16 protein-coding genes are annotated in these 26217 nt (G+C 33.3%); all 16 read left to right on the top strand.

Going from position 1 to position 26217, the window contains the following annotated elements:
- The first annotated feature begins 3 nt into the window (after positions 1–3).
- The gene (locus tag HBB17_RS09370) at positions 4–741 is read left to right on the top strand and encodes a hypothetical protein (protein WP_167957212.1); all 738 of its coding nucleotides are present in this window, start codon (positions 4–6) and stop codon (positions 739–741) included.
- Positions 742–792: 51 nt separating this feature from the next.
- Complete coding sequence (locus tag HBB17_RS09365; RefSeq protein WP_167957211.1) at positions 793–1914, top strand: hypothetical protein; 1122 nt, start codon at positions 793–795, stop codon at positions 1912–1914.
- A 324-nt stretch (positions 1915–2238) separates the two neighbouring features.
- On the top strand, positions 2239–3183 hold the full coding sequence (locus HBB17_RS09360) for a DUF362 domain-containing protein (protein ID WP_167957210.1): 945 nt from the start codon (positions 2239–2241) through the stop codon (positions 3181–3183).
- A 36-nt stretch (positions 3184–3219) separates the two neighbouring features.
- Entirely contained in the window at positions 3220–5640 is a 2421-nt protein-coding gene (locus HBB17_RS09355) for a hypothetical protein (RefSeq protein ID WP_167957209.1), read from the top strand.
- 21 nt (positions 5641–5661) lie between these two features.
- Positions 5662–5931 carry a phosphopantetheine-binding protein gene (locus HBB17_RS09350; RefSeq protein ID WP_167957208.1) on the top strand — a complete coding sequence of 90 codons (270 nt, stop codon included), beginning with the start codon at positions 5662–5664 and terminating at the stop codon, positions 5929–5931.
- The gene (locus HBB17_RS09345) at positions 5928–7352 is read left to right on the top strand and encodes a condensation domain-containing protein (RefSeq protein ID WP_167957207.1); all 1425 of its coding nucleotides are present in this window, start codon (positions 5928–5930) and stop codon (positions 7350–7352) included. Before HBB17_RS09350 ends, HBB17_RS09345 begins: the two co-directional genes overlap by 4 nt.
- The gene (locus HBB17_RS09340; RefSeq protein WP_167957206.1) at positions 7336–8457 is read left to right on the top strand and encodes a U32 family peptidase; all 1122 of its coding nucleotides are present in this window, start codon (positions 7336–7338) and stop codon (positions 8455–8457) included. Before HBB17_RS09345 ends, HBB17_RS09340 begins: the two co-directional genes overlap by 17 nt.
- On the top strand, positions 8454–9560 hold the full coding sequence (locus tag HBB17_RS09335; RefSeq protein WP_167957205.1) for a U32 family peptidase: 1107 nt from the start codon (positions 8454–8456) through the stop codon (positions 9558–9560). The genes HBB17_RS09340 and HBB17_RS09335 overlap by 4 nt, the downstream gene beginning before the upstream one ends.
- 19 nt (positions 9561–9579) lie before the next feature.
- Positions 9580–12174: a non-ribosomal peptide synthetase gene (locus tag HBB17_RS09330; RefSeq protein WP_167957204.1), complete on the top strand. Its 2595-nt coding sequence runs from the start codon at positions 9580–9582 to the stop codon at positions 12172–12174.
- Positions 12174–14126, top strand: a complete 1953-nt coding sequence (gene asnB / locus HBB17_RS09325) for an asparagine synthase (glutamine-hydrolyzing) (RefSeq protein WP_167957203.1) — start codon at positions 12174–12176, stop codon at positions 14124–14126. The genes HBB17_RS09330 and asnB overlap by 1 nt, the downstream gene beginning before the upstream one ends.
- A gap of 15 nt (positions 14127–14141) precedes the next feature.
- Positions 14142–15554 carry a radical SAM protein gene (locus tag HBB17_RS09320; protein ID WP_167957202.1) on the top strand — a complete coding sequence of 471 codons (1413 nt, stop codon included), beginning with the start codon at positions 14142–14144 and terminating at the stop codon, positions 15552–15554.
- A 78-nt stretch (positions 15555–15632) separates the two neighbouring features.
- The gene (locus tag HBB17_RS09315; RefSeq protein WP_167957201.1) at positions 15633–16691 is read left to right on the top strand and encodes a hypothetical protein; all 1059 of its coding nucleotides are present in this window, start codon (positions 15633–15635) and stop codon (positions 16689–16691) included.
- A gap of 181 nt (positions 16692–16872) precedes the next feature.
- A complete protein-coding gene (locus tag HBB17_RS09310) occupies positions 16873–17349 on the top strand; it encodes a pyridoxamine 5'-phosphate oxidase family protein (RefSeq protein ID WP_167957200.1) in 477 nt (158 codons plus the stop codon).
- Positions 17350–17599: 250 nt separating this feature from the next.
- On the top strand, positions 17600–18856 hold the full coding sequence (gene fabD / locus HBB17_RS09305; RefSeq protein WP_167957199.1) for an ACP S-malonyltransferase: 1257 nt from the start codon (positions 17600–17602) through the stop codon (positions 18854–18856).
- A gap of 75 nt (positions 18857–18931) precedes the next feature.
- Positions 18932–24016 carry an SDR family NAD(P)-dependent oxidoreductase gene (locus HBB17_RS09300; protein WP_167957198.1) on the top strand — a complete coding sequence of 1695 codons (5085 nt, stop codon included), beginning with the start codon at positions 18932–18934 and terminating at the stop codon, positions 24014–24016.
- A gap of 50 nt (positions 24017–24066) precedes the next feature.
- A complete protein-coding gene (locus HBB17_RS09295) occupies positions 24067–26166 on the top strand; it encodes a B12-binding domain-containing radical SAM protein (protein WP_238483724.1) in 2100 nt (699 codons plus the stop codon).
- Positions 26167–26217: the final 51 nt, after the last annotated feature.

Genomic DNA, 26217 nt, shown 5'->3' with positions numbered 1-26217 from the left:
GATATGGAATATCAAGTAAGTTCGTACAATAAAGAGTCAAAATGCATTTGTGAAATACAGAATATTAATGAAAAAGCATGGCCCAAGTTTATGCAAGGGGAAAAGGTAATGAGAAGTTATTGGGGCTTCATGCTAGGAAATTATAGCGATTGTCAGAAAGTATTAACACACAATAATAAAATTGTAGCAGTTGTCAACGCAGCACCATTTCGATTAGGGGATGATGTGAATGCGTTACACGAAGATGGTATGTACTGGGGATTAAAGCAAGTAACACATAATTATTATAGTGGAGAGAAATTAGATACATTACTAGCATTACAAGTAGTGGTGAACCCTGAATTTCGTGGTAACGCAATTAGTTATGAATGTGTTGAAATTTTAAAAATGATTGCACGCGAACAAGGGGTGGATAAAGTAGTTATTCCTCTAAGACCCTCATTAAAACACTTATATCCGCTAATAGATAGTAGAGAGTATATTAGCTGGAAGAACGATGATGGTTTACCTTATGATCCTTGGTTACGAGTTCATGTAAAAGCGGGAGGGGATATCGTTAAACAATGTAGGGGAATATCCATATGGGCTCCTATCGAACAATGGAAAGAGTGGAGCGGCTTGTACTTTGGTTCAACAGGTGAGTATATAGTCCCAGGAGCCCTAAATCCTGTACATGTGGATATCGATAAAAATCTGGGTACCTATACGCAGGATAATATATGGGTAGTACATAGAGTATGACAAAGAGTAGGATACAATCAGTATTCAGGTGAGGTAAGAGGGTGATTGGATATGGATTTGAAAAATGTGATTTATACAGGAAGTAAAGATAAGAGTATATACAATTGCTTTGAACAGCAAATTATGACTTTGTGCTATTTTTTTTACAATGAATATTGGAAGCTATTTATTGAAAATTCAATTACGTGTACAAAAGAAGAACGTAGGTATATAGACGAGATTATAGAATTTAATACGAATATTAGTATTATGGCAACTAAATATTACGGTATTCAGTGTGAACCGATACCTTGTGATAGTGAGCTAACTTTTGATAAGGATCAGATTTACTTTATTATAATGAATTTACAGGATTATCCTTATACACAGAAGATCGAGGAGGAAGGGGAACATTGTTTTCTAATATATGGTAAAAGTCATGATGGATATCTAGTGAATGATGTTTATTATAATGTAACAGATTTTACGTTTGATGTTGAACAATATGAAAAGGCAAAGAAGAGTGTATACAGAGTAATCGTGCAACCTGATTTCAAACCATTATCGGATTATAAGAATCAAGTCATCCAAAAGTTAAAGTGTAATTACTACGATGAAATAGAAAAGGTAAGAAAGATAGTAAAAGAGAAGGAGTTGTATGACTACCATTCATCACTTCTGTTTGATCGAGTTCAATTAATCTACTCCTTTATTAAAAAAGATGTTTTGCTAGTAGAGAATAACTATATGGTAGAACCGTATATGAAGGTGTGTCTGAACATTTTAGACGAGGTTGCTAATAATATCAAAAAAGTATGGTTTTCTTTGATTAAAAGCCAATTAAAATACGAAACGATTCCAAGAGATAAAATTGAGGATAAGTTTGAGGAGATTAGCAGATATCTAGAAGTGGAAAAACGTGTTAAGAATGAAATTATTCAATTGCTATTAGCAAAAGATAGTTTAAAGGAACGGTTAGAGCAACAGCTCTTAGAGTACTTAGAAGTGGATAAGGTCGATGATACACGTTCAATCTATGAAGATCATGAAGGACTTGCAGTTATGCTTCTTATAAACTACTGGGAAGAGAAAAATGAGAATGTAGAGCTTGACTATATTTTATATAAAGAATTACAAACCTATGGCCAATATAAATTAGTGACGTATGAAAATATTCTAAGAGGAGGTATGTAATACTTACATACAATTGTACTTTTGGTGATAAGGAAAGGGGGTGAAGACATGAAAAAGATTAAAGTTAAACTTTTAGGAGCATCAGTAATTAAGGCAGTATCGTAAATGATGTGAAAAGAAGATGTGGTAGGACCTAGAATTAGGTTTTACCACAATTCTTTTTTCTGACGAGTAAAAAGTGCTTTAAGAAGGGAGTAAGTTAGAATAGATAGTAAGATAGAAGTAATTAATAAACAGAATTATGATAGCCTATATAATAGTTATAACCAAGTGTATAACTACATAAAGAATAACTTACCTACTGATAAAGGGAGAAAGGTTGCGGTGAAACTAAATCTCTTAGGTCCGCTAAAACCAGAACAAGCAGCAACAACACACCCTGCTGTAGTTTCTCTTATTGTAGATATACTAATCTCTTTAGACTGTGAGGTAATGCTCTGTGAGGATATGGATAGTATAAACACGCTCAAGGAGACGGGAATTTTACCTGTACTAGAGCAATATAATCTTCCTTTTTATAATTTGAGAGAGTATGGGTATACGGATATTGAGGTTGCTGGGATAACGTATAAATACTCTTCGCTCATTGCTATGTGTGATGTTCTAATTGAGATACCTAAGTTTAAGACACACATGTTAACAAACTATACAGGCGCAATTAAGAATATGTTTGGTTGTATAAAAAAGGAGCAAAGAAAAGAAACACATAAGTTTTTAGATGAGACTGATTTTGCTAATGTACTCTGTTCTATATATTCGATTAAAAAACCGGATATTGTTATTATGGATGCAATCGTGGCGATGGAAGGTATGGGGCCTTCATTTGGGAATCCAAAATATCTGGGGAAACTTGTACTTGGGACAGATGGAGTACTAGTAGATTACTACTGTACGAACATGACCGGATTTGATATTAGACAGCTAAAGACTTTACAACAAGCGATGAAAAGAGAACTTAGTATATTAAAAACACCACAAGAGTTTTCTTTATATTGCCCGAAAGAAGTTGATAGGAATGATGAATTATACCGATTGCCGATTTATGAAAGTGGAGATCGGAAAACCTATATTTCTGTTCTACGCCGATTATTTACGATTGATTATGATGTATGTATTCGATGTGGGAAATGTGCGGAGGTTTGTCCTTTTGGTGCAATAGAGATAATAGATAAAAAACCAAAGAATAATAGAAATAAGTGTAATTTATGCATTTGTTGTATGGAATTATGTCCAGTTGGAGCGATACGACTTAGTATTAAGAAAAAGTAGCATATATAGAATTTGAATTAGGAATGGAGAGCGGGTATGGATAATATAGTAAATTATGTTTATACGGGTAATACAATATTAGTTAATACATTTTCTATTCTGAACAAGGCGAGTAAGGAAAGCTTTGATATATTTTGTCTTCAATTAAATAAAACAATAAGGGAATCTATTCATAACATCCAAAACAACTTAAAAAGTACAGTAATCCATAACAAAATTAAACTTCTCTATAGTGATTTAACTGATTTTGATCCCGATCAGTGTATATGTTTTGGAGTAACAGTTGAGTGTAATCAAATGGAAAGAGTTGTGATGGATATTGGATTTTCTGGTATATTCAAACTATGGGTTAATAGAAAACCAGTTTGTGTAGGATTAGAATTTCAACAACGAAAATTCATTGAGTTAATGCTTAAGAGAGGTAAGAATGAAGTCATAATTGAATATATCAATCAAAAAGATAACACGTTAGCACAAGGATATATTCAATTATATGATTATACCAAAGCATTAAATGGTGAGATATTCCCACTACTAGGTAATATACTATCAGAAAAAAAGATAGAGATCATATCGCAATATAATTCAGAAAATGGAATGTTAGAATACATGCTGTTGTGTCCATTTGAGCAAATTACACAAGCTGAGTACATTACATATGGAATCCCGGCGATAAAGGAAGTTCAATTAAGAGGATTAACAAGATATAAGGTAAATTTGGGACGATATAAAGATAAGATATTTCATGTAGGACTCCGTATAAATAGGGAGAATCCGTTTATCAGCTTGGCCGTGAATTTACCAGAAAGGCAATTAACTGATTTATATGAGCGAGCAGATCATTGTGAAAAGGAATGGGATACGAAGAAAGCGATTACGATAAAAGGAATTCGTAAAAAGCTTACTAAGATGTATATACCAAAGGAAAGACGATTTGAGCTAGTTATGTTGTTATCGCATATTCTACACGATATACCAGTACATACGAATAGAAAATACTTTGTTTCTGACACAGATCATTCCATACAAGAAGTAATAGTAAAAGAGCCGGAGGGCTATGATGATACGTTATCCTATCCTTTAGTGCTTTATTTAGTAGATAAAGAAGAATATTTTTTTAGCGAGAGTGTAATCGATTGTGATGAATACATTCTCGCTGATTTTTATTGCGGCGGTATTTTAGGTGGAGGATATATGAGTGAAGCCAGATATTTTGAGGTGTTGGATTACTTGTATGACAATTATAACATTGATAAAAATCGGGTTTATCTAATCGGTCAAAGTCATTCAAGTTTTGATTTGTGGTTTTTGTTGGAGCATTATCCGGATTTATCAGCAGCAGCATTTTTGATATCCGGATCACCGATCTACGACAAATTAATGAATGTATCAAATCTACCTATAGTCAATGTAGTATCAAATTATGATTATAACTATTTAGACAATATCGGAGCTGTTAAGGCTGGTTTAAAATCAGAAAATTATCAAGAAGTTAGATGTGAAAATATCATTAGTGCTTCTTTATCAGATTTTAAACTATATCCAATTGCAGATTATTTTCGTAATAAAGGAAAAGACCAATATCCACTTGAAGTATATTTTAAGTCTAGTATGAATCGATATTTAAAGTCGTTTTGGTTAACGCTATATGGGATTTCTTATGATAAAACACAGTTGAGTATTCATGGGCGAATTGTTTCGAATGAGAGGATTGAGCTCGAAGTAGATGATACGGATGGATTTAAGGTGGAGTTACCACCGTTCATTAATAGGAAGAGCTTTACAATTGTGATCAATCAACAGGTGTTTTTATTTGAAGAATATGAGAAAGACCAAGTGATTTTTTTGTGTACGCAAGATAGTTACTTAGTCGTTAGTGAATGGACGAAATCTATTGACTATAGAAAGGGGATCGGAATCTTAGATGTATATATGGCACCTCTTACTATTTATATACCTGAAAATTATTCAAAAATAGTATATGAAACAGCAGAAAAATTTGCTTCTCCATTAACAAATGGTGTTGTAGGTAAATTCGATGTACATTATCCAATTCATATAATTGATAACTTTGATTTAGATGTGAGTCAAAAGATCAATAACATATTCATTAATGTAAATCAGAGCATCATTGAAAAGGAGCTATTCTACGGAACTTGTTTGAAGATACCAATTAAGACATATAATGAATATTTTGAATATAAAGGTATTCGATATTTTGGAGAGTATTGCGTTTTGCAAACGATACCGCACCCTAGAAATAATGAAAGAAGTATTCTGTTCATCCATACAAATAATGAAAAATTATTAACGCGCAATTTCTTAACAAGGAATGTTATTATTCCATTTATGTTTAATGGATTTCATCCATATTATCATAATGAAGCAGTAGTTTTGTATGAGAAACGATATTATGCAATTTATGAATGGGATAATGATTTTGTAGAAATTAATTAATCATGTTGAAAGGAAAAGCTAATGGAGAGAAAACAAATTAAAAATTATACGAAGTCTGTGATTGAAGAAATTAAAGGGGTTCAATATAATGAGGATTTATTTGATAAGCAGTTAGGCGAATTGAATATGGACTCTATCTCCTTTATCAAGATGCTCGTTAAACTTGAACTAGAATTTGACATCACTTTTGGAGAAGAAGTCATTTTAATTAATCAGGATACAACAATCAATTATATCATTGATTGTATCGGTACAATTATGGATAGTCAGATGGAGGTAGTTGATGAGTGAGTAAGTTCTGTAAAGAGAACGTAGAAGATATAATGGGGCTGACGCCTATGCAGATGGGAATGTTATTCCATTACCTAAGCGAATCAGGAGAGGGAGTTAACATTGATCAACACTGTTATCGTTTAAAAGGGGTAATTAAAATTGCGTTTTTAAAGAGAGCATGGGAGTATGTTGCCAAGAATAATGAGATGCTAAGAACCGTATTTTGTTGGATTGGACTTAAATTACCAGTACAAATTATATTAAAAGAATACCAGATTCCTTTTAGGGAATATGATTACTCAACATTATCCATGAATGAGAAACAAAAGTGTTTGGACGATTTGTTGCACTCTGATCAGAGCGAACGTATTAATATTGATCAAAACCCATATCGGATTATATTTTGTAAGGTATCAGATGATGAGTATTACATGATAGTCAGTGCACATCATATCATATACGATGGTTGGAGTAATGGAATAATATTTAAAGAGTTATTATATGCATACGAGGAGTATCTGAATGGTAGAGAGCCAAAGATATCGAATAAGACAAAATATAAAGAATTGGTAAGATGGTATCAAAATCAAGATAAGCAAAAGCAGAAAGTATTCTGGGAAAATTACCTAAAGAATTATAAGCCAACATGTTATTTGGGAAGGGAAGAGTCGTATAAGAGTAGAGGTATGCCAAGTAAATATATGTATCATCTAGATAGAAGCATGGAAGAAACGATGAAAGACTTTATTCAACAGGAACAGACTACATTAGCCGCCCTTATATACGCAGCGTGGGGGATCGCGTTACAAAAATACAGTGGATATGAGGATACAATATTTGGAGTAACACTGTCAGGTAGAAGCACAGACATCCCCTTGGTAGACAATATCGTAGGATTGTTTGTAAATACTCTTCCATTACGGTTGACGATACAGAAGAATCGTAAGATAAGAGACATTCTTAGAGAGGTTAAGCAAACAATAATAGCATTTGAAGAATATCAAGGTACATCTTTAGTTGACCTAAAGCAATATAGTATGTTGGGGATAGAGGGACAACTTTTTGATTCAATTGTAGTTGTTCAAAATTACCCACTTGAAGTTACAAAGATCAAAGATACGCAAAAGATGAGTATCGCGTTTGCCTCTTCTTCTTATTCAACAAACTTTGATATTGCATTAGATATAAGAACTATGGATGGGATAGATTTTGTGTTTAGCTATAATAATGAAAAATATGATTTATTAGGGATAAAGAAGATATGTGAGTGTGTTATTACAATTATAAATGCATTTATTTTAGATAAGGGGCATGCTTGTAAAGTGGAGGATATTGAATTAACGAATTTTAATGAAAGTGAAGATGTATTGAGTGAGATGAAAGATACAATAAATTATTTAGAAGGATTGGAAGAGGTTGATTATGAAGAAATATTTTAGTATACCGGCAGATTTTAAATTGGATACAATTGATCAGCTCCATGAATTAAATGAAACCTATAACGATTCAAAAGTGATTGAAACTTACGGACAAGCAACTTCTGTTCCTCTCGTTAACTCAGGAAGGGTGACAGATACATTACCTAAGGTAGACTTAAAAGATCTTGAAAAATACGTAATGTATCTAAGAAGAAAAGGAATGCAGTTTAATTACACATTAAATCCAGCTTGTATGGGGAATGCAGAATTTACGAAAGAAGGTACCAAGGAGCTTATTCGTTTTTTGAGGACATTGAATGGAATCGGTGTAGAGGCTTTAACACTCACCTCGCCACAACTGATAGAATTGGTACAAGCAACAAACTTAGGTTTTAAGATAAAAGCTTCTGCTATATGTGAAATTACTTCTCCAAGTAAAAGCTTATTCTATAAGAATAAGAATATCGACAGGATAGTTGTAGATCCTGATATTACAAGAGATTTTGATACACTTAGGAGGGTGTGCAAGGTTTTTGGTAGTGGGGTGGAGGTAATAGTAAACAATGTGTGTTACAAAAATTGTACATACAAGATGTTTCATTATAATCACGAAGCACATTGTACTCCTCAGAATACATCACAACTGGTAAGAGATTTTTATCTTTGTCGATGCTCTATGCAAAAAGCAAATGACTTCAAAAATTCAATTAAGTTAAATTGGATAAGACCAGAAGACTTAATATATTACGTCAATACAGGGATTTCATACTTTAAGATACAGGGACGACAAAATATATTACATGGAGACATTATCAAAACATTGAAACATTATTTTTCAGAAGATTTTGATGGTAATTTATTTGATTTAATAACGATATTCGCACCATATAATTCATTTCAACCTTATGTGGATAATAAAAAATTGGATGGGTTTGTAAAAATGTTTTATGACAAACCAGATTTTTGTAAGGATATCTGTCACTCGTGTGGATACTGTGAAAGTTATGCAAAAAAGAGTATGAATTCTAATGAAGTGAAAGAATTAAATGAAAAAGCACTTAGGTTTTTTGGAGAAATGGATACCTATACAAAGATGGTGAATAGATATTTGGAGGAAGATGTATGAGATATTATAATGTCCCAGCGGATTTTAAATCAGAAACTCTAGAACGATATTGTGAGTTAAGTAATACATATCCGGAGAATAAGGTAATGGAGACTTATGGACAAATTACCGTAGGAAATATAGTAGGATCGGGTAGAGCAGGGGATCTGTTACCAGAAGTTGATATGAATAAATTGAGTAAATATGTGAATGACTCAAAGCAAAAAGGAATTGATTTCAATTATACCCTTAATGCAACTTGCTTATCAAATAGAGAATTTACTACGAAAGGAATTAAGGAGTTAACTGATTTTTTAGATACAATTTATGAAATCGGAATTAATAAGTTAACCATCGCCATGCCTTCGTTAATCGAGCTTGTAAATCTATCGAAATATCAATTTGAAATAAAAGCATCCACATTGTGTCAAGTAATAAATGCAAATAAAGCAAGCAGTTTCAAGAAACTTGGGGTTGATCGAGTAGTCGTGGATGAATCCATTAATAGGGACTTTAATACATTAAGGAACATCATTGGAGCTTTTGGGAGTGGAGTAGAAGTTATTGTAAATGTTATATGCAATAAAAATTGTATCTATAGAATGTTTCATCAGAATCAGGTCTCACATGACTCCAGTATGGAAAAGAAAAGTACAACCTATTATTCACATAGATGTATTATGAAGAGAGTTGAAGATGTGGGAAATCTAATGAGAATGAATTGGATTAGACCAGAGGATATCAAGTATTATTCTGAGATTGGTATCAATAATTTTAAGATACAAGGGAGACAAGCTGTTATTACTGGTGATATTGTGAAAACGGTGGAAAGTTATTTTAGACAGTCATTTGATGGAAATCTGATGGAATTATTGGATTCCTTTTCTCCAACTAATAATTTTAAGATATATATGGATAATAAGAAGTTAGACGGATTTATCAAGCCTTTTGTCGAAAAGGATAACTTTTGTAAGAATAACTGTGATAACTGCAACTACTGTAATAAGTTTATTGAGGACAAAATTGATTATCAAAAAGTAAGTGAGGTTTTTCAGTTAGCCAGAGAATTTTATCCTAAGTTTGATGATTTTATTAATATGGTAGTAGAACATAATTATGAGTAAGTAAAGTAGGAGGTAGATCGTGATAAGGAATTACAGTATCTCAAGCAAAGAGTTTGAACAGGCCAAAGAATACTGGCTTAATAAACTTGCAGGTAATATAGAAGAAGTGAAGATACCTTATGGCCATAATAAAGAAATGATTGGGAGTGCTAGTGAAGAAATAATGTTCACTCTTAGCAGAAAATTGGATGAAAAGCTTACAAAGTTATGTAAAAAAAGTGAGATATTACTGTATGTATATACAGTAGCAGCACTAAAGATATTACTATTCAGATTGTCTGGAGTAAGGGATGTTTGTGTATCTTCGCCTGTCTATTCCCTACAGAACATGAAGAAAGAACAGGGATATAATAGATTCATCGTACTAAGGGATTATGTTAAAGAGAATATATCATTTAAAGAGCTTTTACAGGAAGTGAAGCAAACCGTAATAGAGGGGTATAAGTATCAATATTATCCGATGGACAGTATATCTGAACTATTAGGTGGGGGACAGAATCCCATAAGTAGTCATAACGTGTGTTTACATTTTGAGAGTATTCATAGCAAAATATCCTGTATTGATGAATTGATTCGTGATGAAAAGTGTCCGTTTGTTATTTCATTAGAGCATAAAAAATTTTTAAATGTAAAACTATTATATAACAAGAAGGTAATGGACGGCGAGTATGCCAAAAGAATACTTGAAGCGTATCAATCTGTTCTATCGCAAGTTATTAAGGACATTAATATAAGTGTAAAGGATATTCAACTAGTTAATAAGAAGGCAATAGAATCATTACAAAAGTTTAATGATACCTTCCTTGATTTTGGAGATGTAAAAACTATTACGGAGCTCTTTGAGGAACAGGAGAATACATGCAGTAATGCGATTGCAGTAACTTACGTGAAAGATCAGATGAGAAATTATGAACAACTAACCTATAGGGAATTAAATCGTAGAGCAAATCAACTTGCTCGAAATTTAAGAAGCCACGGTGCGAACAATGGTGACATCATTGGTTTAATGGTACACAATTCAACAGAGGTTGCAGTAGGCATACTAGGCATATTAAAGGCAGGTTGTGCTTATATGCCAATCGAACCTAGTTACCCAGACGACAGAATCCAATTTATGATTAGCGATAGCAATGTAAGGTTACTTGTAACAAATTGTTGTAAGGAAAGGACGATACCATTCGATGGAAGTATTATACATTTATCAAGTCCGGATCTCGATCATGAAATTGATACAAATCTGTCATTAAGGAGTTCGTCAGTCGATCCTGTATATGTAATATATACATCTGGTTCTACGGGAACTCCAAAAGGAGTTACTGTCTCACATAGGAATTTATATAATTATGTAAAATGGAGAATTCGTTCACTTGGACATAATGCAAGTGATATATCATTACAACTATTGTCAATTGCATTTGATGGGTTCGGAACAAATTTCTATCCATCATTATTATCGGGCGGTAGTGTTGTATTTGTCGACAATACTTATTGGAGAGACGCAAGTTATGTAGGAAATGTTATCTTAGAACGGAAGATCACAAACTTTAGTGTGGTACCTTTAATCTATAAAATGATACTTCAGAATGTGGAAAATGAAAGGTTAAAGAGTTTACGATTTATTGTACTTGCAGGAGAAAGAGCAGATGGTTCTATTATTGAGTTGAGCAAAAAAACATGTCCAGAAGTAAGGTTGATCAATGAGTATGGACCTACGGAAACTACAATAGGAACAACTTATTCAGAATCAATGGATGCGAATAATACGTCTATCATAGGTAGACCAATTGCCAATAATAAGATTTATATACTGGATAGTGAAAAACAGTTACTTCCAATTGGAGTATTTGGTGAGTTATGTGTAGTGGGGGAAGGGGTTTCGCTCGGTTATGGAAATCAAGCGGAGTTGACTGCTAAAAAGTTTATTCAGAGTCCATTTGCAGAGAATGAGATTATGTATAAAACAGGAGATTTAGCAAGATGGAGACAAGACGGAACAATCGAACTTATGGGCAGAATTGATAATCAAGTGAAGATTATGGGGTATCGTATTGAACCAAATGAGATTGAGGCGGTATTCGCTGGACATAGGTATATAGATAAAGTGGTTGTACTAACATGTACAGATCAAGCGGAACATACCGAACTATGCTTGTTCTTCACAGCAACAAAGAAAATCATGGTAGCGGAAATAAGACAGGATTTGGCCCGTGAACTACCGGACTATATGATACCAACTTATATAATTCAGCTACAGGAATTCCCTCTTATGACAAATGGTAAAGTGAATATAGCTGCACTTAAGCGAATAAGGCAAGAGGAAGCAATTAAGCAGTATGTTGCGCCTACCAATGAGATCGAACATACGTTAATTGGTATATGGGAGAATGTTCTACAAAATCAAGATATCGGGGTGAATGATAATTTTTTCAGTATTGGCGGGAACTCAATATTAGTAATGCAGGTACATAGCTTAGTGGAGAAAACGTATCCGGGAGTAACGACAATTCCAGATTATTTTTCCTACCCTTCCATATCCGAACTTGCAGAATATATAGAAAATCGTATCAATAAAACGAATCAAAAGGAATTAAGTTCGACGATAGGAGGAGAATAATGTGTAGTATATCCGGGATTATTAACAGTAAACTATCATTAACACAAAAGGAAAATCTTCTTCATAAGATGATGAATACCTTATGGTATAGAGGACCTGATTCGAAAGGAATGTATAATGACACGAATTGTACAATGGGATCGACAAGACTTAAAATTATAGGAATCAATAATGGAGACCAACCGATCTACAGCGAACGTATGGATATAGTTCTAGTATGCAATGGTGAAGTGCTTAATTATAAAGAACTGAAGAGGGAGTTAGTTAAATTAGGGCATATATTTAGAACGGATACAGATGTAGAGGTTTTTATTCATCTATACGAAGAGTATTCTGATCGGTTTTTAGAGAAGGTAAATGGTCAGTTTGCATTAGCCTTGTATGATAAGAACAAAAATGTCGTTATATTAGCAAGAGATCGAACAGGTATTTCGCCTTTGTTTTATTATTATCATAATAATCATTTTTATTTTGCATCAGAAATAAAAGCTCTATTTGAATTAGACATTCCTAGAGAACTATCATTTCAATCGGTATATGAGTCTTTGTGTTTATGGAGTGTTCCCTATCCATATACCGTATTCAAGGATATCTATCAAGTTATACCTGGAGAGTTAATTACTATAAAGATTGATGACGACAAATCCTTGCAAGTGAATAAGACAAAATATTGGGAACTTAATTTTAATACGAAGTTTGATGGGACCTTCCAAGATGCAAAAGTGGAGATGAGACAATTACTTATTGATAGTGTTGATAGAGCTATGACAGCAGATGTGCCAGTTGGTATGTATTTGAGTGGTGGAGTAGATTCAACGATTATCGCAAGTATTATTACAAAAGTATTAGGCAGAAAGATAGATACATTCTCTGTAGCTTTTGAAGAAAAGTCTATTGATGAATCAGCATATCAATCCCTAATTGTTAAAGACATAGGAAGTAATCATCATAGTATTACCTGTTATAATCAAGATTTAGCTAGAATGTATCCGAATATGGTAAAACATGCAGAAACAATCCTTTTTAAATGTGCGCCGATCCCTCTTCAAGTATTATCTAGTTTAGTAAAAGAGAATACGATCAAAACTGTATTAAGTGGTGAAGGGGCTGATGAACTGTTTTGGGGATACCATATTTTTCGTGAACTCAAATTACGATTATTATGGGCAAAAGATCCGGAGTCAGATACAATTCCATCTTTATACAGAAATAATTTTCTAGATGAAAAATCATATGAACAATTCAAAGCTTTTCAAAGAAAACATCTTAAACAAAACAATAACGTATTCTATTCTCATTTAACAAGATGGGAAACCAATAAGTCGGTTACGGAGTTTTTATCTTGTGAGCATCTAGAAACATTAACATCCTTATCATACACAGATCGATTATACGAGGTATTACCCAAGGAGTATAAATCGTTTAATCCTTATGAGCGAGCGCAATGTCTTGAAATGATTACTCTATTAAATGGTTATTTGTTATCCTCTCAAGGGGACAGAATGCTTATGAGTAATAGCGTAGAAGGCAGATTCCCATATCTAGATAAAAAAATAATGGATTTTGCGAATTCGTTACCTGAAAAATATAAATGTAATGGATTTAAGGATAAATACATATTGCGGGAAGCCTTTAAGGATATTATTCCAGATAAGATATACCAAAGGGACAAGTATGCCTATAGAGCACCTGGTTTTAAGATATTCTATCAGGGGAATAAAATAGAAGATTATGTCCATGAAATGATGAGTGAACATGTTACAAAAGAAGTCGGTATATTTGATCCTATGAAAGTAAAGGTATTGCATGAGAAAGGATTAAAAAAGAAATTTGAGACGGTAACAGATGTGGAGGATATGGCGATTAATTGTATCATATCAACGCATTTACTTTATGATATGTATAACAAAAAAAATGAAAGAACTCTCATAAGAGAAGAGAGAGTATCTTAGACCAGGAGGTATATATTGAATAGTCGAGATTGTGATTTCCTTCTTGTTTCATGTACAACACTTAGTTCTAAAAAAGCAACTTATGTTTATAACAATAACAAGTATGATATACAGTTTACATTACCGTTTAGTGGAGCAGCAGCTTATCTAGGTTCCTATGTTACGCAAAGAGGGTATACATTTGACTTCATCAATTCATTTGATGAAGAAAAGGATATGCTTAAAGAAAAACTAAAAGGGAATGTTAAATTAGTGGGGATAACTACAAAGTTTGTTCCAGAGCTACAAAAAAATGCATTACAGCTACAGCAGATTGTTTCATTTATAAGAGCGTGTAATTCAAAATGTGAGATCGTAATTGGCGGTCTAAGTTTTGCAAGTTTAATTCAATATGAGACAGACAGTATGCGTAGCTTATTTATGAGGATCGTTGGTGCAGATTATTATATTAATAGTTTCTATGGGGAAGAATCAATTGTCCAGCTTTTGAATTATAAAAGTGGGATAGGGGAAATAAGTGAGGTAAATAATCTTTTTTACAAGGTAAAAAGTAACTATTTATTTACAAAACAAATAGTGGATTACAGTAACTTAGAGGATAATTATATAGATTGGACAGTATTTAAAGATCGGTTGGGTCTACAGATACCCATTCGTACTGCAATTTCATGTCCATTTAATTGTGAATATTGTTCCTTTCCTATGTATGGAGGACCGTATCAAGTAATGAGTATTCGTAATATTGAACGTGAGCTTCGTACTTTAGCAGCTGTTAATCCTACGGCATTATTACAGTTTATTGATGATAGCTTTAATGTACCATTAAACCGTTTCAAAGATATACTAAGGATGTTAATTCGTAATAAGTTTTCATTTCGATGGATTTCATATTTTAGATGTATTGATACCGATGATGAAACAATTGAGCTTATGAGACAGAGTGGTTGTATAGGAGTCATGCTTGGTATAGAGTCTGGTAGTCAGACAGTTTTACATAACATGAACAAAAAAGTTGATCATGAAAAGGCCAAAGAGTTAATACGGAAGTTTCGTAATGCAGGAATCTTAACGTATGTTTTCCTGTTGGTAGGGTTTCCAGGAGAAACAAAACAGACAATTGAAGAGACCATATCATTCATGAATGAAAGCTGTCCTACTACTTATTATATGCAAATGTGGAATTGTCAAATAGGTACGCCAATTGATAATAAAAGAGAGCAATATAAGATAACAGGAGCGGAATATAACTGGAAGCACTATACTATGGACAGTAGTACAGCACAAGAATGTATTCGTTATATGCGTTCAAAAATTCAGAATACAACAGATTATTTGGGAGATTATGCAATATTTGAATTCTGGTACCATTTCTTAAGGATTGGAGGGAAATTAGACGCCTTAAAACAAATAGATATCAAGTTACAGTAAAAATGATATACATAATTAGTTGAAGCGGTAGGAGAAATTTAATGAAAGAGTAAAAAAGTAAAAATAGGAGGATTGAATATGAGTGAATTAAAAAATGGAGTAGAGAGAGAAAATCATATATTTAGTTTGAATAATTTAGTATTTAAAACAGAAGTCCTAACTTGTTTTAATACAACACTTTCAAATTATCTAAGAATTAAGGGAATTGACCTATCAGAATCAGATATCTACTTTTTATGTGGATATACAAATCCTGATAGTACAATTGTTAATGTGAGTCAGAAACGATTTGCATTACCATATGTGCAGTTTGATATATTGATTAATAATTTGTTCTCGGATACGGATACAAACTATGAGATATATTTTGATAAAGAGTATCAATTTATCTCGTTGGATGTGAATCCAGATACATTTAAAGACAAAACGGTAATGCTAGCACTAAGTACTGCCGTATTAAACCACTTGCTTTTTCCGACTTATCCGGATCAAGGAACGATACACTGTGTGATATCTTCGGAAATTGATAAGAATAAAATTATGAAGGTAACAGATTATTTTAATATTGATAGTACAGGCAAAATTAATGTTTGGGATGGGGAGTATGCTTACGAGGATATTAAGGAGGGACTTCTTGGGTATCTCAATATTAATCATTTGGATACGCAAATGCTTGAGAAGAAGAGAGCAAATCTATTAAACTATGCAATGAAAGAATTTGAAGGGTTAGTGTATGATACAGGTACACACCCAGCTGGCGGTTTGGGATTTATTGAAGATTTGTTTGATCTGTATGAAGTAGAGAGTGGCAAAGACAAGGTATCAGAACAAAGAGATATCTTTCGAATGAACTTGATGCTACAAGCGAAGCATCTCTTGTTTTTTGGATATACTTGTGATCTTATCAGTAAGTACACATTAAAAGATGGCGAGAATATGTGCCAAAGATTAAGAGAAATGAAATATGCATGGCAAAGAGTCATTAATAAGTTGTTGATTCAAACATTGGCCTATAGTAGGAAAAGAACCACAACAATATTAAGTGAGGCAAGAGAACTTATTAAGCAACAAAGAGAATTAGTATTAGAATTAATTGATATGTATCGAAATGAATATGACATTACGTACAATGGTTAATGGATCTATGACAATGGTTGGGTACCTAGAAGAATAATAGGATTTATATGATTGACAGTTTAATAAAAATGTTATAATATGTAAAATATAGGCATTTATAATACCAATCATAATTTTTTTGTTAAACGAATTAGGTTGGATTTATTATAAATATAAATAATATTATTGGAGGTATGTAACAATGAGTAAATATGATGATGCAATTAAATTAATGGAAGAGCGCTGCCCAGATGATAAAGAAGTAGTTATTTCTCTTGCAACAATTTCGCTTACTCCTAATGCTACAGGTAATCCATGTCCTGCGACCCGTATGGTTTGTGCTTATTATGAGGATGGTGTGTTTTATGTATCCACAGATGCTAGAAAGAATAAGATGTTACAAATTGAAAAGAACAATGAGGTCGCAGTAGCTGGGTTAGATTGGTTTGCATTCCATGGAATCGCTGAGAATCTTGGTTGGGTTATGGATGAGAAGAATGCAAAGATTCGAGACAAGTTCAAAAAAGTTTTTGACTGGTTTGAAGAGGTCGGTGACGAGGAAAATCCGAATTCGATTGTATTACGTATAACTCTTACAGAAGGAACAATAATTGATAATGAAGAGAAATACGGGGAGCATCAGTATGACATTGATTTTATTAACAAGGTAATAAAATAAATACCCAAAGTATTTACCATTGGATAAACAGATTACATAATAACATAGGTATTCAACATATGGAAAATAGAATGATAAGGTAAGTCTAGAACAATATACGATGTTATATAAATCAAGCAATTTCTTACTACGCATTATAAATTGTAGTTAATAAACAATTTATAATGCGCATGTACGGAGTTGCTTGTTTTTTTATTTGTTACTTAAAAATATAGTATTGCATGATATATGCATGCGGAAAGGGCCGTACATGAAAAGTATTGTTTTATTGTTCCCAGGACAAGGTTCTCAATATGTAGGCATGGGGAAAGAGTTATATACGCAACATAGCATTGCAAGAAAAGTATTCGAGGAAGCAAGTGATAGTCTGCACATAGATATGAAGAAGTTATGTTTTGAGAGCAAAGCAAGTGAACTGATGAAGACAGAGAATGCGCAACCATCTATATTAACAACTAGTTATGCAGCTTTTTCTGTTTATATGCAGAATGAAGGAATACGACCTGATTATATGGCAGGACATAGTTTGGGTGAAATTACTGCATTAACATGTGCAGGAGGTATTCAGTTTTCTGATGCAGTGAAGATAGTAAAACAAAGAGGAAGATTTATGCAGGAGGCAGTAGCAATTGGATCTGGTTGTATGACAGCGGTGTATGGATTAGATATCGATGTGATTGATAGAGAATGTAAGAGATTTTCAACAGATGGTAGTTTGGTAAGTATATCCAACTACAATTCTGAAAATCAGGTTGTTGTTTCCGGCGATGTACATGCCGTATCAGAATTAGAGAACAGTCTAAAGCAACTTGGTGCAGTGCTGACAAGACTTAATGTAAGTGCACCATTTCATTGCTCATTAATGCAGCCGGCAGTTGATAAATTAAGAGAAGAATTGAATCAGTATGAATATCGTAATTTAAATTATCCAGTGATCTCTAATAGTTTTGCTAGGCCTTATAGCAAGTATGAGTCAATTAAGGAAAATATAGTAAAGCAGATTGTTATGCCGGTTAGATGGTTGGAAACGATGGAGTATCTATATAACAATGGTATCACGAATGCCATAGAAATGGGTCCTGGAAGTATACTTACCAACATTATCAAAAAAAGTGGAATAAACATGCAATCGTATTCCTATGAAGATGCAATTAAGGGGAAAGATAAAAGACCAATACAGACAATGGAGATGAGTATATTATCAAAGAAATCGGATGTACTAACAAGATGTTTAGCAATGGCAGTGTGTACCAAAAACTCAAATTGGAATAATGATGAGTATCTAGAAGGGGTCATAAAACCATATAACAGTATAAAACAGCTGCAGGAAATGTTAACTGCAAAAGGAGAGAGTCCATCTAAAGACCAAGCGTTAAAAGCAATGGAGATGCTAAAGTCTGTTCTTACAACGAAGAAGATTCCAAAGGAAGAACAGATAAAGATAATGGAAGAGATTATTACTGAGACAGAAACGGAAGAATTATTTACTGAATTTAAGTATCGTTGAAACTATTAATTGTCAAGAGAACATAAGGATAAGGCTATGTTTTTCTTAATCATTATTGATAATAAGGAGCTGGATATGAATAACTTAATTGATTTAATACCAATTGAAGAGAGAAAAGTATCAGGTGAAAAAGAGATCGAGAAATATTCTTCTAGAGATATTGCCATAATTGGAATGTCTGCAAGACTTCCAGGAGTAGACAGCATTCATGAATTCTGGGATAAAGTTGTAGAGGGGACAGATTTTATAGATACCATTCCAGAACAAAGGAGGAGGGACTTAGAGGAATATTATAATTTTATTGGACGCAAAAAGGAAGGGGTTAATTTTGAAGAAGGTGCCTATCTTAGTAATGTTGATCAATTTGACAACAAATTCTTTAATTTATCTCCTAACGAGGCAGCAGTAATGGACCCGAATCAAAGATTATTTCTTGAAGTAGGAATGGAAACATTAGAAGATGCAGGATATGGTGGGGACAATATAAGGGGCACTGATACAGGTGTATTTGTTGGATTATCTAATGATATGGATTACAAAAAAATGCTTAACGATGTCATAGACCCTTCCTTTTCGCCGATGTTGGTGCAAGGAAACTTGCCTCCGATTATAGCAAGTAGGATTTCTTATATATTTGACTTGAAGGGACCTAGTATGGTTGTGAATACGTTATGTTCTTCCTCGCTTGTTGCCCTTCATATTGCTTGCCAATCTATAAGGAATGGGGAATGTAGTATGGCTCTTGTTGGTGGTGTGCAGATTAATTTACTTCCTATTAGACAAGCGCATATAGGCATCGAGTCATCTAGTAAAAGAACAAGAACGTTCGACGATCAATCCGATGGAACAGGTGCAGGAGAGGGAGTTATAGCTGTTTTGCTGAAACCTTTCGATAAAGCAGTAGAAGATGAGGATAGCATATATGCAGTAATAAAAGGAAGTGCGTATAATCAAGATGGTGCATCTGCTAGTCTTACAGCACCTAATCCAATAGCACAGGAGAAGGTAATCGTAAAAGCATGGAAGGATGCTGGGATTGATCCTGAGACAATAAGTTACATTGAGGCACATGGTACAGGAACAAAATTGGGAGATCCGATAGAGATTGATGGTATACAGAGAGCTTTTCGAAATTACACGCAAAAGAAGCAGTTCTGTGCAATTGGTTCTGTGAAATCTAATATTGGACACTTGGATGCAGCAGCGGGTCTTGCCGGTCTGATCAAAGCAACACTTGCAATACAAAAGGGGATAATACCTCCAACAATTAACTTTGAGAGTCCTAATAGAATGATTGCATTTCATGAGTCGCCAGTATATGTGAATACAAGACTTAGCCAATGGAATACCTCTGGTTTTCCAAGGAGATGTGGTGTTAGTTCGTTTGGTTTTAGTGGAACGAACTGTCATGTAATCCTGGAAGAACCGCCACATACGGATAACCATCTATGTAGGAGTAGAAGACTTGGAGAAGAGTCTGACTTTAGAATATTAACTCTTTCGGCAAAGGAAGTAGAATCTTTGGAGAAATTAATTATACTTTATTCTAAGTTGGATTATGATAAGTTGGGACTGGATAATGTGTGTTACACAGCTAGTATAGGTAGAACGCATTATAATTGTAGGCTTGCATTAATAATTGAAAGCACAACAGATTTATTAAGAAAATTAGAATTATTAAAGCGTTTGGGATTAAAAGGAAACAGTGCAATTGGAGTTTTTTATACAGGAATATATTACAATAACTTTAAAGTTGTAAATGAGAGCAAAGAGGTAAAAAATCAAGGTGAAATAACGGAGAAAGAGAAAAGGATATTCAATTCGGAAGCATCGCGCATAGTAGAGTCAATTAAGTCAAAAAATGATTTGAATGGAGAAAAGTTGACACAGCTATGTGAGTTTTATGTTAAAGGTGCAGAGATAGAATGGAGTGCATTATATCAGTTTAATTCAAAAAAGAAAGTGCATCTACCAACATATCCATTTCTTAACAAAAGACATTGGTTTAGTAACCTAGAAAATAGTCCGGATAACTTTTATTGGATGAAACAGTGGAATAGAATGCAACTTACTGTACCATATAGAGATAAAGCTAATGGGTACACACTTATAATTAGCGAGAATTATAGCCACACAGGTTCAGAGTTATCAAAAAGATTTGGATCTAATGTAAGATATGTGGTAATTAGCAATGACATTAAGAAGACAAGTAATAATGCGTACTATATAAGCAATAAGGAAGAAGAGATTAAACGAGTATTAAATGATTTGAAAGGTGCATGTATAGCACGAATTATATATATTGCAGGTCCAGGGAATATTGAGGATAAGGTACCTGCGTATGGAAAACGAATGAATACGGTACTGTATAAATTCCTTCATTTAATAAAGGTTGTATTGAAAGAAAAGTTTAATCAATTGGATCTTATTCTTATGGGACAGTGTGCTAATTGTGTTGATGGAAGTGAGACGAAAATTAATCCTGAATATGCAGCATTATTTGGTGTTGGAAAAGTAGTCAATATGGAGGATTTTCGTATAAATTGTAGATGCATCGATACAGATAGGAATACTCCAATGAGTGAAATTCAAAAAGAGATTGAATTAGGAGAAGATCAATATGTTGCCTATAGAGACAGTGTAAGGTATGTGCAAGAGATTACTGCTACGAATCCTGTTAATCGTAAGAATAGAGAAGTTCATATAGAGGATGGTGGTGTTTATGTAATAACCGGTGGAATGGGGGGAATTGGACTTAATATAGCCTCTTCCTTATCATTAAAGGCAAAGGTAAAATTAATCCTAGTTAATCGAACGGAGTATCCAAACAGAAAGAATTGGGATTGTAGTGATGATTATGGTGATGATACTGTTACATACAAATTAAATACCTTAATGCAGATTGAGAAACGTGGAAGCTCAGTAGAACTTTACAGAGCTGATGTTGCTAAGTATGAAGATTTAAAAATGGTATTAGAAAAAATAAAAAGTAAATATGGGAAAATTAATGGAATCATTCATAGTGCTGCAATTGGCGTTGGAAGACAGGGAAAGCTTATCAAAGATGAGAATTTCGAGGATTTTGTTCAAGTAATTGCTCCTAAAATTCAGGGGACTTATTTTCTAGAAGAATTAACAAAGAATGAGAAGCTTGATTTTTTTGTAGTAATCTCATCTCCAATTACACTTATGGGAGCGATAGGTTCCGCAAGTTATACGGCTGCTAATTCGTATATAGAGTCCTTTGCAGAATCAAGAAATATATCTAAAAAAAATACAATCTGTATCAGTTGGGCGCCATGGGAGAGAACAGTGGAAGGTTCAAAGGGACAGTATAAGAGAAACAAGAATATGTTTGAAGTGCTTACCACAGAGGAACTACTTCGATCTTTTGAGATGATTATGAATAAGGAGATTAACACATTAATTGTTGGAAGAATGAATTATAGAAGTGATCTTTTTTCTATTAAAGAAATTTTACCGTTTTATCTATCAAAGGGGATAAAGGATAGGGTTCAAGCAATAAATAATTATAGTAGTTCAGATAGAAGGGAAAATAGTAAGTTGCTACCTGATGTAATCTTACATGGTAGAGAGGAAGGAAGTTATTCAACAGTGGAGAAATTAATAGCGAATGTCTGGGGAGATACACTTGGATATACGGTGTTAAGGATCGACGATAATTTCTATGAACTAGGTGGTGATTCCATAATTGCAATGAAAATTGTAAATAGAATAAATACGGAATTGAATACAAAGCTTACAGTAAAAGACCTTCTTTCCAGCCTAACAATAGAGAAAACGGCAGTATGTGTTGAAAGTAAACAAGTAGAATTAAAGAATCAACTGTATGAGTTAATACCAAAAGCAAAAAAGAAGGAATATTATGAAGCATCTATGGCTCAAAAAAGAATGTATCTATTAACGATTAGAAAGCATAGAGATATTAGTTGGAATATGTCATGGGTTTATAATGTTAAAGGACATTTAGATGTAGACAAGTTAGAAGAGGTATTACAATTCCTTATTCGTCGACATGAAATATTAAGGACCTCACTACATCTTATTAAAAATGAGATCGTACAGAAAGTAGAGGACACGGTAGAGTTTTCGATTGTTCAGCAAGAGATGAATAATCGAGATATTAATGAAGTTGCAAATGAGTTTATCAAGCCTTTTCATTTAGAGAAAGCACCCCTGTTTCGAGTAGGGCTGTTCAGAGCAACTGATGATGAGTATTATTTATTATTTGATATTCATCATCTAATAGCGGATGCTGCATCTATGCAGGTTATGTTAAATGATATTTCCAATATTTATCGAGGGAACAAATTGCCAGATATGACAATACAGTATACCGATTACTCTGAATGGCAGAATACTCTTCTTTCCAAAGGATTTTATAAGAAACAAAAAGAATATTGGTTAAATAAATTGCTACAAGATTTTACGGTATTAAAACTACCTTTTGATAAGATTGACAAGGCTGAAGTATTTACATCTGGTAATAAAATATATGCTGAAATCGAAAGGGATCTAACGAATAAGTTAAAAGTAATTGCCGAAAAGCAAGGCGTAAGTATTTTTGTTACTTTGGTTTCTGCTTTTTATATTCTGATACATAAATTTACAATACAACAGGATATAACGATTGGTGTTCCTATTTCAGGTAGAACGCATAGTGAATTAGAAAATCTTATTGGAGTATTTATTAATATTATAGTTTTAAGATGTACAGTGAAAGATGAGATGACATACGAGGATTTATTAAAGAAAGTGGACCAAGACTTTTTAGAATCATGTGATAATTGTGAATATCCATTTTTTGAACTAGTAAAGGATATCGGGGAAAGGACTGGTAATGTAGCAAATCCTATATCCAATATTGTATTTGTAATGCAAAATACTGGAACAAAAGAAATCGAGTTGGAAGGTGGTCTAAGTATAACTCCACATGAACATGTCAATCTTGTATCAAGAAATGATATATTACTGGAAGCAATAGAGAAGGAAGGAAAAATTCGACTGATCATGGAGTACAACACAAGATTATTTAAGAAAGATACAATAGAAAGATTACTTGAGCTGTATGAGAGGATTATTGCTAGTGTATGTGAAAACGATCAGATTAACATTGGAGATATTACTACGTTACCATAGAACGAATTGATTTTAGTTATCAAGATAAGGAAGGAGTCAGTGTGAATATTATGGACGCTTTATTTATATTTTTTGATTTTTCGGGTAAGTTTATATATCATCTGGGACAAAGTTATATAGTAGCCAGTCTAAGAGATAAAGGATATCGTGCGAACTGTTTTATCATGGATTCTTATGCAACCATGGAGGAAGTAGCAGATGCAATTACTAAATTAAATCCAAAAGTTATTGGCTATTCAATTTATGATTACAATTTCTATTTGATTAAAGAATTAGCTAGATTGCTTAAGGAAAGATTAGGTGATGATGTAGTAATGGTTGCTGGCGGGCCAACAGCAACTTTTTCCACCCAATACGTTATTGATGCTATTCCTGAAATTGATATATGTAGTAAATTTGCAGGTGAGGAAATCTGGCCTAATCTACTTGAATGTATCCTACATAAAAAAGACTATAGTCACTTAAGTAGCATATCGTATAGGAATGCATTAGGTGAGATGATTGATAATCCAGTGGGGAATCTGATATCAGATTTAGATCATTATCCATCTCCATACCTTGAGCAAGTAATTGATATTAAAGAATGTCAAAGGGTAAACCAAATGGTTATGTTGGTAACTTCTAGAGGTTGTGTGTTCAGCTGTAGATACTGCAATTTTGCAGCTATTGGACAGCATAGCATTAGCTTTAATTCGGTAGATCGTGTTATTGAGGAATTGAGGTATATTACCAATACTGCAAAAGAGCAGGGATTTAAGCCGAAGATTGAGTTTATGGACGATATATTTACTATTTCAAGAGCTAGAACAGTAGAACTATGTCAGAGAATCATTAAAGAACAGATTCATATTGAGTTTGGTTGCCAAACGAGGGCCGATTTGGTTGATGAGGAGTTACTTGAATTACTAAATAAAGCAGGCTGTGTAAGAATCAGTTATGGACTTGAAAGTGGAGTTCCTAGAATTCTAAACGCTATGGGAAAGGTTAGTCCTACTATTAATCATACATATGAAAAAGAAAAAGTATTCATATCCAAGGTAAGAGAGGCTGTAAGGTTATCGGTAGCATTAAAGATTGATACAACGGTTAATATGATCTTTGGTTGGGAGGGAGAAACGGAGCAAGAAGCATTAGAGAGTCTAGAGGTTCTTTCTCAGATGAATGCAAATCATTATGCACATAATGTTTTAACGTATTATGCAGGGACAGAGGCATTTATGAAAGTAAGTACGCGTTATAAGAAAGAAGTTGAAGCGCTTAAATTGTCGTCTCCACTCGTTTTAAATTATAATTATGATAATATGCCTATGTTATACAACTATAATCCTCAGATATTGCCTCATTTACCCAATGACCTAATTAAGTATGCAATGTCACATAGAAGAAGTTTTATTCAGACTATTATGGGGATTGGACTAATAAAAGAACAGGTTCCTCAAGTGTTATTAATTGATAAGGATAGTATTAATTTTTCTAAACTAATAAAGGATTTTGGGACTACGATTAAAGTGCATATAGTAGAGGAAAGTCAACCAGGTAATATAACATTTTATTATCCATTGAGAGCGTATGGGGGGGACTGTTTTGATGGAGAAGAATTTAATAAGCTTAATAATGCGGAGACAGTAGAATACAGGAAAAAAATCGCGGGAGAAGCTGCTTATACGAAAACATTTGATGATAAGCTGTATGTGGCATTAAAGGATGATAAAGATCTTCAGATGTATTTGTTTAATCTAGAGGCGGTAGATACAACAAAAATTTTAGCTCAAAGTTCCTATGATTGTAGTGATTATATGTTGGAGGATCATTGTAGATGGTGTGATGAGAAAGAGTGCCCTGCAATTGGATTAAAAAGAATTATAATTAAGGGCGAATATATCTATACATGCATGAATGGGGAACCCATTATGAAATGGAAGGATTTTGACTTGGTAACTGCACAGAAAATTGTTCAAGAAAGATTTGACGATGCTTGTGCCATAAGAGGTTGCAATACTTGTGAGGTACAAGAGCAGTGTCCAAAATGTATGAGTGTAACACAGTTTGGACAAGAAAAATACTGTGAATTTCAACATAATAAGTATAAATATAAGAATCTTAAAAGTTTATATAAATTAAAATTAAGGGAGTATTTTTATACACCATAATAGGATAATAATAGAAAAAATAGTAAAATTTATTGTTAAATTATCCCGCAT

Source organism: Anaerosporobacter faecicola, from assembly GCF_012070565.1.
GTDB classification, from domain to species: Bacteria; Bacillota; Clostridia; order Lachnospirales; family Lachnospiraceae; genus Anaerosporobacter; species Anaerosporobacter faecicola.
Note: the sequence above shows the minus strand (reverse complement) of the source record. Positions and strands in the feature narration are given on the sequence as shown.